18 protein-coding genes are annotated in these 22,294 nt (G+C 60.0%); 14 read left to right on the top strand and 4 right to left on the bottom strand.

The window, feature by feature from the left end; all coding sequences use genetic code 11:
- The first annotated feature begins 33 nt into the window (after positions 1 to 33).
- From DHV10_RS02185 to DHV10_RS02205, 5 genes are read left to right on the top strand one after another with little or no spacing between them, the layout of a single operon-like run.
- A complete protein-coding gene (locus DHV10_RS02185; RefSeq protein ID WP_109484676.1) occupies positions 34 to 546 on the top strand; it encodes an NADH-quinone oxidoreductase subunit J family protein in 513 nt (170 codons plus the stop codon).
- A 1-nt stretch (position 547) separates the two neighbouring features.
- A complete protein-coding gene (nuoK, locus tag DHV10_RS02190; RefSeq protein WP_109484677.1) occupies positions 548 to 865 on the top strand; it encodes an NADH-quinone oxidoreductase subunit NuoK in 318 nt (105 codons plus the stop codon).
- Positions 862 to 2,769, top strand: coding sequence for an NADH-quinone oxidoreductase subunit L (nuoL, locus tag DHV10_RS02195; RefSeq protein WP_109484678.1), 1,908 nt, complete (start codon positions 862 to 864; stop codon positions 2,767 to 2,769). The genes nuoK and nuoL overlap by 4 nt, the downstream gene beginning before the upstream one ends.
- 8 nt (positions 2,770 to 2,777) lie before the next feature.
- A complete protein-coding gene (locus DHV10_RS02200) occupies positions 2,778 to 4,283 on the top strand; it encodes a complex I subunit 4 family protein (RefSeq protein WP_239461254.1) in 1,506 nt (501 codons plus the stop codon).
- Positions 4,280 to 5,794, top strand: coding sequence for an NADH-quinone oxidoreductase subunit N (locus tag DHV10_RS02205; RefSeq protein ID WP_109484680.1), 1,515 nt, complete (start codon positions 4,280 to 4,282; stop codon positions 5,792 to 5,794). The genes DHV10_RS02200 and DHV10_RS02205 overlap by 4 nt, the downstream gene beginning before the upstream one ends.
- Here DHV10_RS02205 and DHV10_RS02210 read toward each other — a convergent pair.
- Positions 5,784 to 7,010 (bottom strand): glycosyltransferase family 4 protein, encoded by a 1,227-nt coding sequence (locus DHV10_RS02210; protein ID WP_162601131.1) that lies wholly within the window; start codon positions 7,008 to 7,010, stop codon positions 5,784 to 5,786. The two genes, DHV10_RS02205 and DHV10_RS02210, sit on opposite strands and share 11 nt — an antisense overlap.
- 120 nt (positions 7,011 to 7,130) lie before the next feature.
- On the opposite strand from DHV10_RS02210, the gene DHV10_RS02215 reads away from it, so the two are divergent.
- Positions 7,131 to 8,246, top strand: a complete 1,116-nt coding sequence (locus DHV10_RS02215; protein ID WP_109484682.1) for a glycosyltransferase — start codon at positions 7,131 to 7,133, stop codon at positions 8,244 to 8,246.
- On the top strand, positions 8,246 to 9,409 hold the full coding sequence (locus tag DHV10_RS02220) for a glycosyltransferase (protein ID WP_109484683.1): 1,164 nt from the start codon (positions 8,246 to 8,248) through the stop codon (positions 9,407 to 9,409). Before DHV10_RS02215 ends, DHV10_RS02220 begins: the two co-directional genes overlap by 1 nt.
- Here the strand turns inward: DHV10_RS02220 and DHV10_RS02225 are convergent.
- The 3 genes from DHV10_RS02225 to DHV10_RS02235 all read right to left on the bottom strand — a co-directional run bounded on the left by DHV10_RS02225 (position 9,406) and on the right by DHV10_RS02235 (position 14,269).
- A complete protein-coding gene (locus DHV10_RS02225) occupies positions 9,406 to 10,623 on the bottom strand; it encodes an O-antigen ligase family protein (protein WP_109484684.1) in 1,218 nt (405 codons plus the stop codon). The two genes, DHV10_RS02220 and DHV10_RS02225, sit on opposite strands and share 4 nt — an antisense overlap.
- A 3-nt stretch (positions 10,624 to 10,626) precedes the next feature.
- A complete protein-coding gene (locus DHV10_RS02230) occupies positions 10,627 to 13,011 on the bottom strand; it encodes a polysaccharide biosynthesis/export family protein (RefSeq protein ID WP_162601132.1) in 2,385 nt (794 codons plus the stop codon).
- Positions 13,012 to 13,315: 304 nt separating this feature from the next.
- Complete coding sequence (locus tag DHV10_RS02235; RefSeq protein WP_109485661.1) at positions 13,316 to 14,269, bottom strand: SDR family oxidoreductase; 954 nt, start codon at positions 14,267 to 14,269, stop codon at positions 13,316 to 13,318.
- A gap of 110 nt (positions 14,270 to 14,379) precedes the next feature.
- Between DHV10_RS02235 and DHV10_RS02240 the strand changes: the two genes are divergently transcribed.
- The 7 genes from DHV10_RS02240 (at position 14,380) to DHV10_RS02270 (ending at position 22,292) form a co-directional block, all read left to right on the top strand.
- Positions 14,380 to 15,726: a nucleotide sugar dehydrogenase gene (locus DHV10_RS02240; protein ID WP_109484686.1), complete on the top strand. Its 1,347-nt coding sequence runs from the start codon at positions 14,380 to 14,382 to the stop codon at positions 15,724 to 15,726.
- 13 nt (positions 15,727 to 15,739) lie between these two features.
- Entirely contained in the window at positions 15,740 to 16,192 is a 453-nt protein-coding gene (gene tsaA, locus DHV10_RS02245; protein ID WP_109484687.1) for a tRNA (N6-threonylcarbamoyladenosine(37)-N6)-methyltransferase TrmO, read from the top strand.
- A gap of 494 nt (positions 16,193 to 16,686) precedes the next feature.
- Positions 16,687 to 18,762, top strand: a complete 2,076-nt coding sequence (locus DHV10_RS02250; RefSeq protein ID WP_239461255.1) for a (Fe-S)-binding protein — start codon at positions 16,687 to 16,689, stop codon at positions 18,760 to 18,762.
- A gap of 14 nt (positions 18,763 to 18,776) precedes the next feature.
- Positions 18,777 to 19,220: a hypothetical protein gene (locus tag DHV10_RS02255; RefSeq protein WP_109484688.1), complete on the top strand. Its 444-nt coding sequence runs from the start codon at positions 18,777 to 18,779 to the stop codon at positions 19,218 to 19,220.
- Positions 19,221 to 19,267: 47 nt separating this feature from the next.
- Positions 19,268 to 20,056 (top strand): electron transfer flavoprotein subunit beta/FixA family protein, encoded by a 789-nt coding sequence (locus tag DHV10_RS02260; RefSeq protein ID WP_109484689.1) that lies wholly within the window; start codon positions 19,268 to 19,270, stop codon positions 20,054 to 20,056.
- Positions 20,053 to 21,021 (top strand): electron transfer flavoprotein subunit alpha/FixB family protein, encoded by a 969-nt coding sequence (locus DHV10_RS02265; RefSeq protein WP_109484690.1) that lies wholly within the window; start codon positions 20,053 to 20,055, stop codon positions 21,019 to 21,021. Before DHV10_RS02260 ends, DHV10_RS02265 begins: the two co-directional genes overlap by 4 nt.
- A 254-nt stretch (positions 21,022 to 21,275) precedes the next feature.
- On the top strand, positions 21,276 to 22,292 hold the full coding sequence (locus DHV10_RS02270; RefSeq protein ID WP_109484691.1) for a GRP family sugar transporter: 1,017 nt from the start codon (positions 21,276 to 21,278) through the stop codon (positions 22,290 to 22,292).
- Positions 22,293 to 22,294 lie beyond the last annotated feature (2 nt).

A 22,294-nucleotide genomic window follows, 5' to 3' on the forward strand; every position in this document is an offset into this window, starting at 1 on the left:
CCACAACCGGATCCTTCGTAAGCGACTTCAACGATGCACCTGATTCTTTTCATCATCTTCGCTGCACTCTGCCTCACAGGAGCCGTCAATCTCCTGTTTCAGAAGCAGCCCATCAATAGCGCGCTCTCGCTCATCGTTGTCATGACGTCGCTGGCAGTGCTCTATCTTCTCCTCGGCGCTGAATTCCTCGCCGCCGCGCAGGTTATCGTCTACGCGGGCGCCATCATGGTGCTCTTCACGTTCGTCGTCATGCTCCTCAACGCGGGCCGAGAAGAGCGCACCCTGGGCAGCAGCGCGTACCGCACCGTCGGATTCCCCGCCGTCGCCGCCATCCTCGCCGTCATCGCCACCGGCTTTATGAAACTTCAAGGCTTCGGCGACGCCGGCATCCAGGACCACATCACCAGCACCGCCGATCTCAGCACTGTCCTCTTCACGCGACTTCTGCTCCCCTTCGAAGTCACCTCTGTCCTGATCCTCGTCGCCATCCTTGGATCCGTGGCCCTCGCCCGCAAAGGCGACGCGGAAGGAAGGGAGCCTAGGTAATATGCATCTCTCTCCTGAAGTCCCGCTTGTCTGGTATCTGCTCCTCAGCGCCGTTCTCTTCTGCCTCGGCGTCGTCGGATTCCTGATCAAGCGCAATCTCATCACGGTCTTCATGTCCATCGAGCTCATGCTCAACGCCGTGAATCTCTCTTTCGTCACCTTCGCCCACCAATGGCACGACGTCAAAGGACAGATCTTCGTCTTCTTTGTCATGGTGGTCGCCGCTGCTGAAGCCGCCGTTGGCCTCGCCATCATCATTGCCGTATTCCGCGCCCGCGCCACGCTCGCCGTCGATCGCATCGACCTGATGAAACTATGAACGAATCCCTCCATCTCTGGCTGATCCCGCTCCTGCCCTTCATCGGATTCCTCCTGAACGGGCTGCTCGGCCGTCGCCTTCCCAAAGCAGTCGTCAGCGCAATCGCGCTTCTCGCGCCGCTTGGATCATTCCTCGTTGTCCTGCTCGCATCGCGCGCCGCACTGCCGCATTCCGAAAGCTACGGCAACTGGATCACCGTCGGCCCCCTCAACATCGACCTCACCTTCGTCCTCGATCAGCTCTCGCTGATCATGCTCCTCGTCATCACCGGCGTAGGCTTCCTCATCCACATCTACTCCGTCGGCTACATGCACGACGATGAAGGTTACTGGCGCTACTTCGCATACCTCAACCTCTTCCTCTTCTTCATGACCACGCTGGTCCTCGCCGGCAACGCGCTACTCATGTTCGTTGGATGGGAAGGCGTCGGTCTCGCCTCGTACCTGCTCATCGGCTTCTGGTTCCAGAAGAAGTCCGCCTCCGACGCCGGCAAAAAAGCATTCATTGTCAACCGCATCGGCGACTTCGGCTTCCTCATCGGCCTCTTCCTCCTCCTCGCCAACTTCGGCACACTCTCCTTCAGCGACCTCGCCCAGAAGATCGCAGCCAATCCCACCATGACTGGCGGCGTACTCACCGCGATCGCCCTCTGCCTTTTCATCGGAGCCACCGGCAAAAGCGCGCAGCTTCCTCTCTACGTCTGGCTGCCCGACGCCATGGAAGGACCTACGCCCGTCTCCGCGCTCATCCACGCCGCCACCATGGTCACTGCCGGCGTCTACATGGTCGCCCGCACCCACTTCATCTTCGACCGCTCGCCGCTCGCACTCAGCGTCGTCGCCATCATCGGAGCAGCCACCGCGCTCTTCGCAGCGACCATAGGTCTCGTTCAGACCGACATCAAGCGCGTCCTCGCCTACTCCACCGTCTCGCAGCTCGGCTACATGTTCCTCGGTTGCGGCGTCGCTGCCTACTCTGCGGCCATCTTCCACCTCATGACGCACGCCTTCTTCAAGGCACTTCTTTTCCTCGCCGCAGGCTCCGTCATCCACGCGATGGGCGGCGAGCAGGACATGCGCAAGATGGGTGGCCTTCGCACCAAGACTCCCATCACCTTCTGGACCATGACCATGGCAGTCCTCGCAATCTCGGGATTTCCATTCATGTCCGCCTTCTTCTCCAAAGACGCGATCCTCGCCGCAGCCTTCGCCTCCGGAAGCCTCGGCAAGCTCCTCTGGTTCGTCGGACTCGTCACTGCCGGTCTAACGGCCTTCTACATGTTCCGCCTGTGGTATCTCACCTTCTTCGGCGAAACCCGAAGCCACGACGCTCACTCGCATGAGAGCCCCTGGTCCATGCTCGGCCCTCTCGCCATTCTCGCGGTCCTCTCCGTAGGCGGCGGTTGGATCGGCGCAGGCCGCTTCGGCGCATTCCTCTCTCCGGTGCTCGGAACCAAAACCGAAGAGCTCACCGGCAGCCTCGAATACATCATGATGGCCCTCGCCGTCGCCGCTGGAGCATTAGGCTGGTTCCTCGCCCACCGCATGTACCACCAACGCTCCGCCGCTGCGCAACTCGCGGCGCCCGCGCCCGCCGGATACAACCTGCTCCAGAACAAATACTACGTCGACGAGTTCTACAACCTCATCGTCGTCAAGCCGCTCCTCACCCTCTCCAAGTACTTCCTCGAGTGGGTCGTCGACTTCGCTATCCTCGGCGGACTCGCCTGGCTTCTCGCCGGCATCGCCTCTCTGTCGGGCGCAATCCTTCAGCGCTGGCAATCCGGCAACATCCGCTCTTACGCCGCGTGGCTAGCCCTCGGCGCCGCCGTCCTACTCTACTTCGTTCTCGCTCCGCACGTCTTCGGAGCGGCCTCTCTGCACCTCGGAATGGCGGGTCACTGATGGACAGCATGATTCTCACTCTGATCCTCCTCGCCCCGCTCGCCGGCGCCATCCTCGTCGCGCTCCTCCCCGACCGCAGCAAACTCCCCGCCTGGCTCGCGCTCATCTCCACCCTCGTCACCTTCGGCCTCGCGCTCCACCTCCCCGCGCACTACGACGCCGCGCATCCCGGCTTTCAGTTCGTCGTGAACAAGCCTTGGATTGAAAACCCCGCCATCTTCTACCACGTCGGTGTCGACGGCCTCAGCCTCTGGCTTGTCGTCCTCGTAGGCCTCCTCGGTCCCATCGGAGTTCTCGCCAGTTGGAAGGCCATTCAGCGCCGCGAAAAGGTCTACTACTCGCTCTTCCTCGTCCAGCAGACCGCCATGCTCGGCGTCTTCATCTCGCTCGACCTCATGGTCTATTACGGCTTCTGGGAACTGTCCCTCGTCCCCATGGCCATCCTCATCGCGATGTACGGCCGCAAAAACGGTCCTGCCGCCGCAACCAAATTCTTTCTCTTCACGTTCATCCCATCAGCCCCACTCCTCGTCGCCATCCTGTATCTCTACTCGCGGACAGGCTCCTTCCAGTTCCCCGACCTCCGTACCGACATCGCCGTCGGCGCAGTTCCCGCAGGAGCCCTCTTCTGGGTCGCTCTCGCCTTCCTTTTCGCCTTCGCAGTGAAGGTCCCCGTCTTCCCACTCCACGGCTGGCTGGCCGACACATTCTCTGAAGCTCCCGTCGCCATGGCCATGGTCGTCGCCGGCAAACTCGGCCTCTACTCAATGCTGCGCTTCCATGTCGGCCTCTTCCCCGTTCAGGCCCACAACATCGCGCCACTCCTCATCGCTCTCGGCGTCATCGGCATCCTCTACGGCGCCTGTCTCGCCCTCGTCCAGCGCGACTACTGGCGCTTTCTCGCCTTCGCGGCCATGAGCCACCTCGGCCTTATCACCGTCGGCGTCTACGGCTTCACCCTCACCGGCTGGACCGGCGCAACCTACCAGATCCTCAACAACGAACTCATCGACGCCGCCCTCTTCGTGCTCCTCGGCGCTCTCGAGATTCGCTACGCCACCAGCCAGATCGCCGCATATGGCGGCCTTGCCAATCGTGTGCCGCGTCTGGCCACTCTGTTTGTCATCGTCTCTCTCGCCATGATCGGTCTGCCCATGCTGAACGGCTTCATCGGAGAATTCCTCATCCTCTCCAGCACCTTCACCATTAGTCATAGCTGGGCGATCGCCGCTACCGTCGGCGTCATCCTCAGCGCCGCCTACATGCTGTGGATGATCCAGCGCGTCTTCTACGGCACTGAAAGCAAACTCGCCGCAGAGTCTCCCGCAACCGACCTCCGGCTCAGTGAGCAGCTCGTCCTCTGGCCCATCGCAGTCCTGCTCCTCATCATGGGCGTCGCCCCGAACCTCTGGCTCCGTACCATCGAAACGGCGCCGAAACCCATCGTCCTCCAGCAGGCACGATCAGCCGATCAGCCCGCCGTCACTTCAGTCCCGATGGAGGTCCAGCGGTGAACTCCATTCCCGACATCTACCGCATCCTCCCCGAAGTCATCCTCACCATCACAGGCGTTCTCGTCATGCTCATCGACGCCTCGCTCGCACCGCTGACCTCGCGCCGCACTCTAGGCTGGTTCGCCACCATCGGAACCGGTGTTGCCTACCTCGCCAGCGTCTGGCAGCTCTCGCTTCCTATGGGCACAGGCTACTCCGGCACAGTCGAGACCAGCCCCTTCACTGTCTTCTTCCACGTCCTCATCTGCGGCATCGTCATCGTCACCCTGCTTCTCTCTCTCGACGCACTTCCTGAAGACAGTCACCACCAGGGCGAGTACTATGCGCTGATGGTGTTCGGAGCTGTCGGCATGTGTCTCCTCACCGCTGCCACCGAGCTCCTCGTCGTCTTCATCGGACTCGAAATCTCCTCCATCTCCACCTACATTCTCGCGGGCTACCGCAAGCAGACTGGCAAGGGCCCTGAAGCTGCCATCAAATACTTCCTCCTCGGCTCCTTCGCCACCGCATTCCTCCTCTACGGCATAGCCATGGTCTTCGGTGCCACCGGCACCACCTCCATCTACGACATCGCCCGACAAGCCGCCACCGCTCAGAACCAACTCCTCGTGGAGGGTGCGCTCGCCATGATGCTCGTCGGAATCCTGTTCAAGGTTTCCGCAGCGCCATTCCACGTATGGACCCCGGACGTCTACGAAGGCGCGCCATCGCCCGTCGTCGCTCTTATGTCAACGGGCCCCAAGGCGGCCGCCTTCGCATTCCTTCTCCGCCTCCTCTACGAGATGTTCCCGCACCTCCGCCATCTCTGGTCGCCGGTACTCTGGGTAGTCGCCGTCCTCTCCATGACCATCGGCAACCTCGCCGCACTGCGCCAGCAGAACGTCAAGCGCATGCTCGCCTACTCCGCCATCGCACACGCAGGCTACTTGCTCGCCGCTTTCGCCGGATTCGGCTCCACAGGAATCGCCGCAGCCACCTTCTACACTGCCGCCTACGCCGCAATGAACGTCGGCATCTTCGCCCTCGTCACCATCGCCGGGGGCTACAACGACGAGCGCCCCCTCATCGCCGACTACAAGGGCCTCATCTACCGCTCGCCTCTCCTCGGCAGCCTGATCATCTTCTTTCTGATCTCGCTCATCGGCATCCCCTTCACCGGCGGCTTCTTCGGCAAGTTCTATTCCTTCACCGCAGCCGTCGGCGGAGGCGCCGTGATCCTCGCCGTGATCGGACTTCTCAACTCCGGCCTTGCCGCGGCATACTATCTCCGGCTCGCCTTTGCCGTGGCCCAGCGGCCCGATGAGGAAGACCGAGCCGTCCGCACCCCAATTGCTCCCATTGGGCTCGGAATCATCACCGCGCTGGCACTGGCTACGATCGCCACCCTGGCTCTCGGCATCGTGCCTGGGGGCGCACTTCACGCAGCGGAAACCGGCGCGCACACCCTGCAGCCTTCCCCTGCACCTGCTTCCGTCCCTGCCGAGGTCACGGTCATCCAGACTACTCCGTAAGTGCTTCGATCTTTGTACTCGGGCTGCGATTGCGGCCCCTCAAAAGCTCTTCATAGAACAAAACCGTCATACGGAGAACGCGCTGCTGCTCAAAGTGCTCAACAGCCCACTTTCGCGCGGCTTCGCCCATCTTCGCCCGTAAGTCTTCATCGCCCAGTAGGCGAAGCACCGCCTCAGCAATTGCATCCGCATACCCGGGTGGAACAAGCAGCCCCGTGACCTCCGGCACCACCGCATCGCACGATCCCGTACACGTCGTCGCCACCGCCGGAACCCCGGACGCCGCTGCCTCCAGCACTACGTTTGGAAAACCCTCCCGCCACGACGGCAGCACCATCACATCCATAGCCCTGTAGTACGGTGCTGCATCCGCAACGTATCCTGTGCACACAATTCGCGGATGTCCCTCGATCCGTTCCCGAAGCCCGCGCCCAAGCGCGTCACTTGCTGCGTCGAACCAACCCACCAGTAGCAGATAGCAGTCCGGCTGCCTCCTCAAGATCTTCGCGAATGCCTCGAGCAGCTCTGGAACGCCCTTATCTACGGTCAAACGCCCCACAAATCCGATCACGCGCGCACTCGCAGGTATGCCCCATTCTTCGCGGACCCCCGACTCCCCCGGCGAGAACCTCAGAGCATCCACCCCGTTGCTGCTTCCCTCACCCAGAGTCCTTGTCTTCTTCTCGTTTGAGATGCCGAGTTCGTGAGCCCGCCGGCCCAGGCTCTTACTGTTCGCTACAACCACGTGCGAACATGCCGCGGCCAGCCTTTCTGACCAGAGAAGAATCATTCGCATCAACCCGGAACAGGTCTCCACGCGCAGACCGCGCAGGAAATATACGCGCACAGGAACCCGATGAATCCATGCTGCAACGATCCCAAGCAGCCCTGCTTTCGGAGTGCTGAACTCCACGATGTCCGGCTTAATCCTGTTCAGAAGCCTCAGCAATCTACAGAAGGCTATAAGGTCGCGAACACCAGCAATTTCGCGTTCCATAGGCAGCACATGCGTAGACACGCCTCGCACGCTCTTTGCCCCAGCGCTCATCGCACCCGGGCCCGAAACGATCGAAACGCGAAATCCCGCATCCATCAATGCCTGTGAGCGAGCAGGCAGCAGGATGCATGTCTGAGCGCTCGTCACGCCGACAAGAATGTGTGGCCTCGAGTCTGTGGTTCCAAACAGCTCGCTTCGATCAGCCGGCAAAACGCTCATGCAACGAGGCCCCGCCATTCCTCAGAGTCAAACAACTCTAGCAACTGGTCTGTGCTTCGTTTGTGAGAGCGGTCACTTACTCTTGGTCAAGTTTTTCCTACCTTGAATCCTTGAACTCGTATGACCGCTTGCCAACGGCCAACATTACTCTTACTTATCCCGCACCTCGCAGGCGGCGGCTCCGAGCGCGTCATCGAGACGCTGGCACGCTCGCTCGACTCTGCGAAATATAACGTCCACCTCGCTCTCATTGCCCCAGCTCAAAGTCATCACCAGCTCCCTTCGCTTCCGGCGACAGTCCATCAACTCGCCGCGACGCGGGTCCGGCGTAGCATCATCCCGTTACTCTCGCTGATCTGGAAGATTCGCCCCGATCTCATCCTCTCCGGAATCGCACATCTCAATCTTCTGGTCCTCGCACTGAAGCCCTTCATCCCGCGCGCAACACGGATCATGGTCCGCCAGAATGGAGCACTCGCCGAGACGCTCCGCTCGATCTCACCGCTGCTGTCGCGCCGCGCTTACTCGCTCGCTTACCGGCACGCTGATCGCGTCATCTGCCAAAGCAAAGCCATGGCTCAAGAAATTCGAAGTGGACTCCATGTACGGATGTCAGATCTCGTCGTCCTTCCAAACCCGACAGATGTCTCGTCAATCCGCAGCATGTCCTTCTCTCAGCAGAAATCCATCTCGGCGATTCTCACTCTGATCGCGATTGGGCGCCTCGTACCTCAGAAGGGGTTCGATCTCCTCCTTGACGCTCTGGCTGCTCTTCCTCCTCAACTCTCCTCCACAGAACTGATCCTGGTCGGGGAAGGCCCTCAACAGTCCCATCTCGAACGACAGGCGCTTGAGCTCGGCATACGCAGCCGCATACATTTTGTTGGGCACGTGCCTGATCCGGTCGTACGCTTCCCTTACGCCACCGCTTTTGTCCTATCTTCGCGAACCGAGGGCATGCCGAACGCGATGCTCGAGGCTGCCGCAGCGGGCCTTCCCATCGTCGCTACTCCTGCTTCCGCCGGAGTCGTCGATCTCCTGAAGAACCACGATGGCGTATGGCTCGCATCGTGCGTCTCCTCAGAAGCCCTCCGGATAGTTCTCCAGGATGCGCTCGTCAGCCTCCGTCCGGGACAACGCTATCCCCACATGTGGATTGAACCCTACGAACTACCGCGTGCCCTGGCCTCCTACGAATCTGAGATCGATCGTCTCCTCGTGTGCCGCAGCTCTTGATGCACATCGCCTACCTCATCCCGACTATCGACCGCATCGGCGGAGCAGAGCGTCAGCTCCTGCTCCTGGCCAATGGCATGGCTGAGCGCGGCTGGCGCGTCACCCTGATCAGCCTTTACGGAGATGGCCAACCGCTCGCAAACCAGCTTACGGCGGCGAACCTTTCCTTCATCAGCCTTGGCATGACTTCCGGACTTAGCGACGCGCATGGCTGGAACACTCTGCGCCAGCTCATCAAGTCAGCACCCCCTGACATCCTTCACTCGCATTTAGCTCAAGCAGCCCTGATGGGCCGTGGTATTCGCGCCATAGCGCCCCTCCGTGTCCTCATCGATACGATCCATTCTCCCGCCACCGGTTCGAGCACTCGCCGAAGGGGCTATCGTCTGACTTCATCGATTCCCGACTGCGTCACCGCAGTGAGCCGCACCGCTGCACGCACCTGGCTCGATGCAGGCATCGTCGATGAACGAACCATCACGGTCATCCCGAACGGTATCGATAGCCGACGCTGGCCCCTGAAGACGACCGGCGCGAGGAGATCAAACCGTTCAGATGAATTCCGCTGGCTTGCAGTGGGCAGGCTGGAACCGGTTAAGGACTACGCAACGATGCTCCATGCTTTCGCGATGCTGCCGCAAACGGCCCGCCTCAGCATCTGCGGTTCCGGCCCTCTCGAAAATGAACTGCGTGCTCTCGCCACACGGCTAGATCTGCAAGAACGGGTTCTCTTCCTCGGCTTCCAAACGAATTTAGCTCAGTTGATGCAAGCTCACGACGCTTTCGTCCTTAGTTCTCGTTGGGAGGGTCTGCCGATGGCCCTCCTGGAGGCTTCCGCATGCGGACTCCCCGCCGTATTCACAGACATCGATGGTTGCCGAGAAGTCCTCACCAGCTCATCGCTCCCAACCGCACCGGTCGGAAACCCGAAAGCACTCGCCATTGCGATGAAAGCGTTAATGAACTTGCCTGAATCCGCGCGCATCGAACTCGGCCACAGAGGCAGGAAACAAATCGTCAGCCGATTTGATCTCAGTTCAGTCCTTGACCAATGGGAACTCCTCTACCGCCAGCTCCTGGCCAAGAACCCTAAACGTAGGCGCTTTCGCCTCCGCGCAAGTCTGTCCCTCCCAGCTAATTCCCTCAAGAGTTTCAGTCTTTAGGCAAGTGACGGCGCATTAAATTCTGCAGAGTCGCTAACCGGGACCTGATCGCGATCAGACATCCTCAAGTTCGATTCTCCCGCAGTCCCTCCGCTCGCAGCCGCAACGCCGATCATCAGCCAAGTGATCCTGTTCTCCCACAGGGTTCCAGTCAGCGACGAGATTACCCACAGCAGCATGAGAATGGAAAGGCCGAGCCGCACGGTAGGTTCCGACCTCCAGATCGCACGCGCAGCAACCAGGAAAATGGCTAAAAATAGAGACAATCCGCACAGGCCGCTTTCAACCAGGAGTGCAAGGGGTGTGTTGTGCGCCGTATCCTCCGGTGCAAGCTTCGCCGCCGACACAAACGCACCCGCGCCGCGTCCAATGATCGGAGCATCCTCAAACGCTTCCCACCCCGCCGACCAGATATTCACTCTCTGATTCAGATCTCCGTACTGACGCGCCTGCGCAGCACTGCCAAGCCTGTCAAGAGTGCCGGACGGAGCTACAACGAAGATCACGCCTGCGGCAAACACCACGGAGCCAGCTGCGATCAGAGTCGCCCTCGCGTGCGAGCGTAGCCCGGCCAACACACAGCCAACAAGAGCGACGAGCTCCAGGAGAATCCCGCTTCGGGAGGCGGTGACCAAGATGGCTGCGGAACCCAAAGGAAAATACAGCAGAGCCAACGCTCGCTCGCGCCGTGTGCATGTGCCCGCGGCTACCAGCATAGCGATCGGGAACCCGAACACAAGGAGCCTTGCCACGTCGTTGGGGTCTTGCCCAATCGCGGCGAATCGTACTTGCTCGGAGGCAAGTCGAACTGCAGAGACGAAACCTGCCATTGTCAAAAGAGCCAGAACTCCCGAACCCGCCAGCCATGCGCGAAGCAACATCCGCAGATCAAGCTTGCTGTCCACGAACTCCCATATTAGCCAGACCACCATCATCTCTTGCGCGTAAGCGCGCAAATGGAACAGTGTCAGTTGCGGGACCAGCGTCCAAAGCAACGTGCAGCACTGCCAGAGGTAAAAAGCAATCATCAGCCAGTGAATCGCACCTGTTCGCCTGAATCTTCCCTCCAGCAGCACAGCGGGAACAGCTGCCAGCAACGTCAGTATGCCGAGTACTCGCGCAACATTTCCGAACGGCGCCCCTGCGTCCAGGGAATACTCCCACGGAATCGCAAAAACGAACAGAACCAGCAGAACCCATGCTGTACGTCGCATCCTTCAATACCTCTGCGAGTACACCAGCCCGGAATAGATACTCACCCCTACCGCGGACTGCACTACTGACTCCAGGCTGCGGTTGATGAGGTTTTTTGCCATCGAATTCGGCACAAATAGAATGTCTCGATCGCGAACGGGTAGATCTGGATCTTTGCCCCTGAGCATCCGTTTGAGGTTCAATGTTGTGACCGTTCGTCCTCCCGGCTGTTCGCGGATGAGAACAGCTTCTTTGAGCGACGCGTTCTGAGTCGGTCCCCAGGCCAGCGATATGGCTTGCACCACCGTGATCGCCTGCACGGGATCGACAGGGAACCCGCCCGGCCGAATCACATCGCCCACCACGTAAACGAGCCCCGCCCTGCCAACCTGAACTGTGTCTCCTGCTTCGAGTTCCGGATTGTGTTTCCCTCCGGGATCAATTCCGCTCGGATCGAGCACCACAGCTTCGGGCTTCTCAGGATCGCTCCGGTGCGTGATCGAGACCAGGCGCCCGGCATTTGGGCTCAATCCGGATGCCAACGAAATCAGATCCAGCAGCTTATGATGAACGGTGAAGCTGTAAACGCCCGGCCGCACCACCTCGCCTAGCACTGACACATCCTGCCCCGCATACGCCGTCACCAGCACCTTCACCTGCGGACGGCGCAACATTCCGTTGACAATCAACGCCTTCTCGATCGCGTGCGCAGCAGAGCGCTCGTCCAACCCACGGACGTCTACTTCGCCCGCCAGCGGCAGCACAACCGTGCCCGCTTCAGAAACACGGACGTTCTCCCGTAGATCTGTTCCATGTCCTTCGGTCACCTCCAGCAGGTCACCGGGCCCGATCGGCGCTGCCATCACCACAGCCGAGTGCTCTGGACCCGGAGGCGTACCCGCCGATGCTCCGCCCGCTCTGCCAGTCTTCCAAACATCCGGTGCATCCTTGGCGTTCGGCATCATCCTCAGGTCCATAGTCTGCGGGCTGTGTGCCACACCAGCCGGTAATCCTGACGTATTTGGTGTCGGTGCCTGGGCCTGGCTCAGGCTGGCACCGATCGCGATCAGAATCGAAATTGCTGCGGTCGGGAGATTTCTCTTGCGGAGACTCTCGATCGCGAGCACGGCTACAACCGCAAGCCACATTGACACAAATGCCGTAATTGTGAGATCGAGCAGAGCATTCGGCGAGTCTGGCTTCGCGGGCACTCGCGCATAGTCAATCACTCGAATTGTCGAGCCGCGGCTCCCCATGGCTACTTTCGCCTCTTCCGATCGCTGTAGAAGCGCCAGGTAGGTCTCGCGGTTTGTGTTCGCCTCCTGCCACATCGATTCGTAGGACAGGGCCGCGCCGCTCAGCTTCAAGCCTGCTCCGGTTACTTCGTTGACATTCTTGCGCAGCAACGCCTCGCGAGCTACCGATGTCTTCCATGCGCTTCGCAGGCTTTCCACAAGTTTCGCATGGGTCTCCTTGATCTGCAGGTCTGTATCTCGAAGCTCAGTGCGAATCTCCACAACACGCGGAAAGTTGGGCCCATGCTCGATCTCCAAGCGTGCCTCCTCCAGCTCCAGGTCGCTTCTGCGTGCCCTCAATTGTTGCAAAAGGCTCATTTGCGGATTACCGCTCGACAATGCACGCTCGGCACTGACTGCCAACTCCGGATCGCCCTTCCTGACGGCCTCATATTCCGCTTCCCTGCCGATGCGCTCCGCCGTCGCATTCGCCAGCGCTCGATTGGCTTCTTCTATCTCCGTCATCACACCGTTCTGGGCAACATCTGCGACGGCCCCAGCTCTGGCCGAAGCGGTCACAATTCCATTTGTGCGTTGAAAATCAGCGAGCCTCAAGACATCTTGATCCACTCGCTTCTTCATTTCCTCAAGCTGTGTGCCAAGCCACTCTGCCCTTCCAGCACTCGCCTGCAATCGCGAGTCTCTCTCCCTCCGTTCATACTCTTCAATCAACGCGTTCACAACCGCTGCAGACAACTCGGGATCACGGGACCGAAATCGTATGCTCAAGACCAGGGTGTGCGGCAAGCTCTCTACCGTGAGACGTCGGTCGAACCGGCGCAGCAGATACTCCTCCGCATCCTTGCTGACCCTATCCGGCCGAAAGTCCCGAAACCTCCGCTGAAAGGAGCGCGCGAAGGCCGGTTTCTCATACAGCTTGAGCCTTGTGATCACATCCCACGCAAGCTGCTCGCTCCGCAGCGCGTTCGCCAGAGTCTCAAGCTGGAGTTGTCCAAGGGCGGCCGCAGACGCACTAGGCTCGTTTCGATCAGTTGCGAGCAGTGACTCCGGCGCGCCACGAAACTCGATTTCACCGCTCGCCACGTATTCCTTCGGGGCGACGAGGCAATAGACCAGAGACGCCCCAATCAGCGTCCCCACGAGCGCTAGCAAAAACCGCCTATTCCGGCGGGCGATGAACCACAGTTCCACGAATGACGTGGTAGAGTTCGCATCGGGCTGCAGTTGTCTGCAGCCTGCTACCTCACTCTGCTCCTTTGGGACCGTAGTTGCTTCCGCCAACGATCAGCGTCCTGGTTCGCGCTCTCCAGCGGCTCGTCGGATACCAGTCCATGACGGCGCACCGGATACACCGGTCTTCTTTTACCGGCTTCCGAACGCAAACAGTGTCACCGATTCTGCAGAGAATAGTTCGTGAGGCGCATCACATATGGAGGCGAAGATAAAGGGGTCCGCATTATCTTGGCGGTAGAGCATCGCTCTCCCGATACCAGTCAACCGTCCGCTTCAGTCCTTCTCGGAAATTCACCACTGGCTTGTAGTCAAGCAGCTCTTCAGCAAGATGAATGTCTGCTAGCGAATCGCGGATGTCTCCCGACCTGGACTCCGCATACCGAGGCTCTCCAGAGTACGCGGTCAACTCCCGAAGTATCCGAAACGTTTCGTTCAGCGTGATCCGGGACCCTGTCGCGAGGTTCATCATTTGCCCTGCCACCTTCTCGGCAGGAGCGGCTGCCGCCAGAAGGTTACCGTGCACCACATTCTCGATAAATGTAAAATCCCGGCTCTGCTCGCCATCCCCATAGATGGTCGGCTGCTCTCCAGCCAGCATCTTTCTACAGAAAATCGCCAGCACCCCGGAGTAGTGCGACGTAGGATCCTGGAACGGCCCAAATACATTGAAGTACCGAAGCGTCACCGTCTCCAGCCCATACACCCGGTTGAACGCCTGCATGTACTGCTCTCCCGCCAGCTTCGCCACCGCATATGGCGAAATTGGTTTCGGCAGCATCCCCTCATGTTTCGGAAGGGTCGGCGTATCTCCGTATGCGGAGGACGACCCGGCATACACCACTCGTCGGACTCCCGCATCTTTCGCCGCCACCAGCAGATTCAACGTCGCAGTCACGCAATGCAGATTTGTACCCGCCGGATCAGCCACCGACCGAGGCACTGAGGCCAGCGCTGCCTCATGAAATACCACCTCAACCCCTTTGCAGGCCCGAGCGCAGTCCTCCGGCTTGGTCAGGTCTCCCTCGATGAACTCCATCTCCTCAAGCCCGGCCAGATTGCTGCGCTTCCCGGTGATGAAGCTGTCGATTCCACGCACAGATTCCCCACGCTTCAGCAGCGCCGCCGCAATGGACCTGCCTATAAATCCAGCCGCGCCCGTCACCAGATACTTCGTCACCGGTTCTCCTTCCCAATTCGGTCCAGTCTGCTCTGGATGAATTTCTATGGTATCCGATTCGATCGCGACAGCCATCCAGACTGACCGAAAAGCCCGCTTACAATCTTTGTATGTCCAGCACCACTGCCGTGTCTCTCACTGAGCTCAAAAATAGGATCGAAACCCGCCAGGCACGAATCGGCATCGTCGGCATGGGATACGTTGGCTTACCGCTCGCTCTTCTCTTCAGCAACGAGCGCTTTCGCGTCACCGGCTTCGACATCGAGCAGCGCAAGGTCGAGACCCTCAACAACGGTGGCTCCTACATAGTCCGAATTCTTCCGCAGGCCATTCAGCAGGCGCAGCGAGTCGGGTTTGTCGCCACATCGAACTACTCCGACATCGAAGCAATGGATGTCATCATCATTTGCGTTCCAACACCCCTTAATGAGTTCCACGAACCCGACTTGAGCTACGTATCCAGCACGGTTGAATCCATCGCCCCTCATCTTCACGATGGCCAGCTCGTCGTCCTTGAAAGCACCACCTACCCCGGCACCACCGAAGAACTCGTCGTTCCGCTAATCGAGAAAGGCAATCGTCACGGCCTCACCGTCGCCCGCAACTCCGCTGAAAATGGCATTCACGTCGCCTTCTCTCCTGAGCGCGAGGACCCCGGCAACGAGACAGTCGCACGACACGACATCCCAAAAGTCGTTGGAGGCTGCGGCGTAGTCGCCTCCGATCTCGCTTCGGCCTGCTACGGCTCCATCTTCCGCCGCGTGATCCCCGTCAGCACGCCCTCTGTCGCTGAGATGACCAAGCTCCTTGAAAACATCTACCGCTGCGTCAACATCGCTCTCGTCAACGAACTGAAGCAGCTCTGCATGCGCATGGGCATCGATATCCACGAAGTCATCGACGCCGCCAAAACCAAGCCCTTCGGCTTCCAGGCCTTTTATCCCGGCCCTGGCCTCGGTGGACACTGCATCCCGATCGACCCCTTTTACCTTTCGTGGAAAGCGAAGCAGTTCGACTTCCGCACCCGCTTCATCGAGCTAGCCGGCGAAGTCAACATCAACATGCCCTACTTCGTCATCGACCAGCTCGCCGACGGCCTCAATCGCCATCGCAAGTCCATCAACGGCTCGAAGATCCTCGTCCTCGGTCTCGCCTATAAGCGCGACATCGACGACCTCCGCGAGTCTCCTTCGCTCACCATCATCGAACTCCTCCGCGAAAAAGGCGCAGCCGTCTCTTACAACGACCCATACTTTCCCACAGTCGGTCACGGTCGCCACTACGCCCTGAACATGACCAACACACCGCTCGACAATCTCGCGCGGTACGATGCCGTCGTCATCGTCACCGACCACTCCACCTACGACTACCGCGCCATCGTCGACCAGTCCCAACTCATCATCGACACCCGCAACGCCACCCGCGGCATCGACTCTCCCAAGATCGTTCGCTGCTAACGGAGGCCACTTCGTGTTCACGCCAAAACCCATCGGCTACGTTCGCAGCCCCTACACCAGCACCAAAGCCATCCCCAAAGGCCTCGGCGTAAAGCACGATGAGGAAGGCGTCCTCGACATCCTCCCCGAATTCGAACCAGGCCTCATCGACATCGATGGCTTCTCGCATCTCTTCGTCATCTGGGCCTTCGATCGTTCCGAGGGCTTCGACCTCTTCGGTCCCTCACCAGCCGACAACCGTCCGCACGGCGTCTTCGCAACACGCTCGCCCCGCCGTCCGAATCCCATCGCCCTCACTGTCGTCGAACTCCTCCGCCGCGACGGTCCCAAGCTCCACGTCCGCGGCGTCGACATGCTCGACGGCACTCCCATACTCGACATCAAGCCCTACATGTCCAGCATCCCCGCCGACAAGCTCCGCCGTGGCTGGCTCGCCGAAGCCGAAGCCCGCAAACAGCAACCCTGATGAAGGGGTGCCCCCGGTCCTTCGCACTTGGGGACCGGGGGCTAATCCCAATTGAACTTCCTGCCTTATCTCAACAACCAGAGCTCGATTCTCTTCGCAACCCGACAACCCGTCCCTCACACACCGTCTCTAATCCATTAACGGAAGAGCAATCTTCCACAAAGGAGAGAGTTAGCCTATGGCCTTGCAGAAAGTCGGCAACGATGATCGAAGGCAATTTGAAAACTCGAGTAACAAAGGTTGTACAGGCAAAGGGAGGGAAACTCGGGCTGAGCTCGAATGAACTACCTCAACTGTAGAACCGCGTTGCGATCCGGATGCCGATCCGGATCTTCGAAAACTACAGAATGCATAAGGGCGAGATCTCGCAAGAGATCCCGCCCTTTTTGCTGTCCTCGAAAACACATCTCTTTGCTTCCACAGACCGCCAGCCGTGAGCCACGCCCCACCCTGCGCGTCACACCCCTGATCGTGTATCGTGAGTGGGTTCGAGTATGAATTTCCTCTCCTCCACGCTGGCTGAACCCCAGAGCTTCCAAACGTGGGAAAAGCTCCTTCTTCTCGCCCTCATCCTCCTCTCCGCGGCGATCTTCCTCCGCCGCTTCGCCCCGATCCTCGGCCGCATACTGCATTCCAAAAAGGACCCCAACTTCACCCTCGCCCCTGTCGGCAAGCGCAGCTGGGATTTCTTCTGGGAAGTCATCTGCCAGGCAAAAGTAATTCGCGAGCGTCCCCTCCCCGGTCTCGCCCATGCCTTCGTCTTCTGGGGATTCTGTGCGTTCGCTCTCGTCACTCTGAATCACTTCGCCGTCGGATTCGGCCTCGGTTTCCTCGATCCGGTCGGCTTCTTCGGCCGTTCCTATTCCTATCTCGCCGCGGCATTCGCCGCCGCATGCGCCATTGGAATCTTCGGCCTCTTCGTGCGACGCTTCTTCGTTCGCCCCCGCTGGCTAGGCCGAAAGGTCTCCTACGAATCCGGCTTCATCGCGGCGCTCATCTTCATCCTGATGGTCACCTACCTGGCCGCATTCGCCGTGAGAAGCGCCAGCCCAGCCGCAACCGCGCTCTGGTGGATCCACGCACTCTCCATCCTCGTCTTCCTGCCCATCATTCCCCACACTAAGCACCTTCATCTCGTGCTCAGCCCCGCCACCATCTTTCTCTCCCGCGGAGGCTTCAGCAAAATCCCGCCCCTCGTCGGGGATGAAGACTTCGGCCTGGTCACCGGCAAAGACCTCACCCAGCTCACCAGCCTCCAGGCCTACTCTTGCGTTGAGTGCGGTCGCTGCACCGAGCACTGCCCCGCCAACAACACCGGCAAAGAACTCAACCCCAAACAAATCATCCTCGGTCTGCGCGGCTACTTGAACGAGCACGGCCCCGCATCCGAACAGAACATCATCGGCACCTACAACTCCATCACTGCCGATTTCCAGTGCACCACCTGCGGCGCATGCGAGTACCAGTGCCCCGTCGGCATCGAACATCTCCCCATCATCATCGGACTCCGCCGCGGCGCCGTGAACACTGGCATGTGGGAAGACGAACACGGTGCGAAGCTCTTCCTCGCTCTCGAGCGCGGCTCAAACGCCCTCGGCATGCCGGCCTCTGATCGCGACAAATTCATTCAGAAGCAGCAATTCCCCGTCTTCGACGGATCGCAGGAATACTGTCTCTGGCTCGGCTGCATGGGCGGCTACGATCCCAAAGGCCGCGAGATCATCGCCGACTTTGCCCGCGTGATGAACTATCTCGGCGCCAGCTACGGAGTCCTCCGCAAAGAGAAATGCACCGGCGATCCCGTCCGCCGCCTCGGCAACGACCTCCTCTTCCAGCAGCTCGCCGAATCGAATCTCGAGACCCTCGCGCAGAATAAGGTCAAGAAGATCGTCACCATCTGCCCTCACTGCGTCCGCACCATCCAGGAAGACTGGAAAGAATTCGGCACACCGCCCGCGATCGAACACCATAGCGAATTTCTGGCCCGCTTCGCCGACAAACTCCCAAGACCGAACCAAAATGTTCGGGTGCCCCAGGTCTCGATTCCTGGAAACCAAAACCTCACCGCCGAACAAGAAGCTCGGGTGCCCCAGGTCTCGACTTTGAGACCTGGGAACGAGAACTCCGCTGTCGAACAAGAAGCGTCAGGGCACGACTTCAGTCGTGCCGAAAACAGTCCGAATCCCGATCGGGCTTTAGCCCCTGCAAACAACAAGATCGTCTTTCACGATCCCTGCTACCTGGGCCGTTACCGCGACGTCTACGAAGAACCTCGCGCCGTGGCCTCCCTCGCAGGCGAAGTCGTCGAAGCGCCCCGCTCCCACCAGCGCAGCTTCTGCTGCGGAGCCGGCGGCGGACTCGTATTCCTCGGCGAAGAAACCGGCGATCGCGTCAGCCACACCCGCGTCAACGAACTCATCGCCACCGGCGCCTCCACCATCGGCACCGCCTGCCCCTTCTGTAATTCCATGTTCCGCGACGCCCTCGCCGAAAAGGGCGACGCCGCCCCGCAACTGCTAGATATCGCCCAACTCACCGCCCGCAACCTTCCGCCTGCTAATCAACAATGAACTTGTGAGGATTCGTGCGCGAAGAAGATTTGAAGCGGTTCTTCCTGGGTGAACTAGATGCGGAACGGCTGGCTGCCGAGGCTGCCTGTTCTATATCTCGAATAGACGAAATCGAGACTTCGATAGCGATTGAAGACATGGATAGGGATTTCACGGTTACCCGTGATCACATGCGTCAGCTGTTGACAGCAGCTTTGGCGGGTAAGCTGAACGAGGCGGAGCTGAATGCAATCGCGTTCACCCTTATCGCTTCGGATCGATTCGAATTCAATGAAGACGAAGTGGTCATCGAGGTTCTTCACGACTGGTCTGCTCCAGAAATCAATTACCCGATCAATAACGTCACCCTGGAGATGCACCGCAGCTGGCTGGATGGGATCAACGCTTTGCCAGCACGTCAACCGCTATCCAAGTCCAAGGGAATCGTTGTATCTCGGCGGTGGAAGAGAAGTATCTGAGCTAAATCAATCACTGCACGCAAGGCACTATAGCAAAGGAACAAGAAATGAAAATCATCGTCTGCATCAAACAAGTCCCCGAGCGCGATGCTCAAGTCCGCATCGATAGCTCGGGCAAATGGATCGAAGAATCCGACATCCAGTTCGCCATGAACGAGTCCGACGCCTACGCCCTCGAAGAGGCTCTTCAACTCAAGGAAAAGCACGGCGGCGAAGTCGTCATCCTCTCTGCCGGCCCCGAACGCGCTGGAACAACAATCCGCGAAGCCCTCGCCAAAGGCGCCGACCGCGCCATCCAGGTCGAATCAGACAACCTCAACACACTCGACGCGCTCGGCGTGGCCCAACTCCTGTCCGCCGCCGCCAAGCAGGAGAGCCCCGATCTCGTCCTCACCGGCCTCCAATCAGATGACATGGGCTACGGCCAAACCGGCGTCATCATGGCCGAACTCATGGACCTCCCGCACGCCTCGCTCATTCTCAACGTTGAGAAAACCGACAGCGGCATCACCGTGAAGCGCGAGCTTGAAGAAGGCTGGTTCCAGAACATCGACCTTCCCCTCCCCGCCGTGCTCATGATCCAGTCCGGTGGCACCAAGCTCCGCTACGCCACGCTCATGGGAATCAAGAAAGCGAAGACCAAAGAGCTGAGTAAAGTCTCCGCCGCCGATTTCGGCGCGTCAGATGCGCCCGGCGCGCCCGCTGCGCCCGCCGCAACACTCGAGAAGATCACCCAGCCACCGAAACAGAAATCCACGCAGATCATCCCCGGCTCACCCAAGGAAGCCGCGGCCACTCTCGTCGAAAAACTCAAGTTCGAGGTGCGCATCATATGAGCGGCATCTACGTAGTTCTCGAAGATCGCAACGGCCGCTTCGGCCGCATCAGCCTTGAAGCCATCGCCGCAGCCAACATCCTCGCCGCGCAGTCGGGCACCAAGCCTACCGCCATCGTCATCGGCGCGCAGACCGAATCTCTCGCCGCCGAAGCCGCAACCAAAAACGTCGGCAAAATCGTCCGCATCGAGCACCCGCTCCTCTCGCCCTACACTCCCGACGGCTTCACCGCTGCGCTCCAGCAATTCATCGCAGCCGAGTCACCCGACTTCATCGTCTTTCCCCACACCTACCAGGTGCGCGACTACGCGCCCGCCCTCGCCGCGCGCCTCGGCCGCGTCCTCATCGGCGACGTCACTCAAATCAGCGACGGCCCCGTCTTCGTCCGCTCGCTGATGCAGGGCCGACTCAGCGGTTCGTACAAGTCCACCGGCAGCCCCACACTCATCTCCGTCCAATCCGGAGCGTTCCGCGCAGAAGAAGCGCAATCCGCCCCTGCCGAAATCACCACGTTCACACCCAACCTCGAAGCCTCGCACATCCGCACCAAGCCCGGCGAGCCATTCCGCGGCACCGCGCAAACCGTCGACCTCGGCTCGGCTCCCATGATCGTCGCCGTCGGCCGCGGCATCCGCGAAGAAGGTAATCTCTCCCTCGTGCAGGACCTCGCCGCCTCCCTCGGTGCAGAGGTCGCCGCCTCGCGCCCCATCTGCGACAACGGCTGGCTTCCCATCGAACGCCAGGTCGGCAGCTCCGGCCAGACTGTCGCTCCCAAGCTCTACCTCGCCGTCGGCATCTCCGGAGCCATCCAGCACCTCGTCGGCATGAAGGGCTCCCAGTGCATCGTCGCCATCAACAAAGACCCCGAAGCCCCCATCTTCGAAGTCGCCGATTACGGCATCGTAGGCGACCTCTTCGAAGTAGTCCCCGCCCTCACCGAAGCCCTAAAATCCGCCCGCCAATAGCTTTCCGCACTACGTCACAGTTGGGTGCCCCGTCCTAGCTCTGCTAGGGCGGGAATCTCAAGATCAACTGAACATCGGTGTCCCAGAGCCGGCCTTGAGCGCAGTCGAAAGGGTCTCGATTCTGAGACCTGGTAAACCAGATGTTCGCGGGTGCCCCAGGTCCCTCGCATTCTGGGACCGGGAATTGAGTTTGCGCTGGCACACCCCCTCCGCGTATCGTTCCCAGTTGCACCAAAACCACTCCGGGGCTCGCAATGTTTCTGCCCGAAACCTATCAGCTCACCCTCGCCCTCATGATCCTCAGCATGCTCTGCTGGGGCTCCTGGGCCAACACCCTCAAGCTCTGCCCAAACTTCCGCTTCCAGCTCTTCTACTGGGACTACACATTCGGCGTCGTCCTCGGCGCGCTGGCCTGGGGATTCACTCTCGGCTCCTTCGGCAAGGGCACTCCATTTTGGGACGCAGTCCTGCACACACCAGCAGAAGCCATCGCATACGCAATCTGCGGCGGGATCATTTTCAATATCGCCAACCTTCTCCTCGTTGCCGCAATTGATATCGCCGGTCTCGCTGTCGCCTTCCCGGTCGGTATTGGACTGGCTCTCATCGTCGGAACTGTCTCTAGCTACTTCGTTCATCCCGCCGCCAATCGCTTACTTCTCTTCGGCGGAGTAGCCCTTGTCACTCTCGCCATCATTGTCGATGCGATGGCCTATCGCAGACGTGAGAGTACCGCGAAAGCGACTTCAACTCGCGGCATCATCCTCAGTCTCGTCGCTGGTCTCCTTATGGGCAGCTTCTATCCGCTGGTCGCCCACGCCATGGCCACTGTCGTGGTCTACCCCGGCGGCCTTGCACCTTTTTACCCCGGCCCCTACGCCATCGCCCTCTTCTTTTCACTCGGCATCCTGCTCTCCACCGTTCCCGCCAACTGGCTCCTGATGAAGAAGCCCCTCGACGGTAAGCCACCCGTCGACGGAGCCGACTACAGCCGCGCTCCCATCGGCTGGCACATCGCAGGCCTCCTCGGCGGCTTCATCTGGTGCTGTGGCGCTGTCTCCAACTTCGTCGCATCGCAGTCGCACGCGAACGTCGGCCCAGCCGTCTCGTATTCCATCGGCCAGGGCGCCACCATGATCTCCGCAGCCTGGGGCGTCTTTATCTGGCACGAGTTCGCCGGAGCGCCGCGACCTGCCCGCCAACTCCTCGTGCTCATGTTCATCTTTTTCCTCTTAGGCCTCACTGCCATTGCAGTCGCACCGCTCTACTGAGA

Origin of the sequence: Occallatibacter savannae, from assembly GCF_003131205.1 — a bacterium.
Lineage (GTDB): Bacteria > Acidobacteriota > Terriglobia > Terriglobales > Acidobacteriaceae > Telmatobacter > Telmatobacter savannae.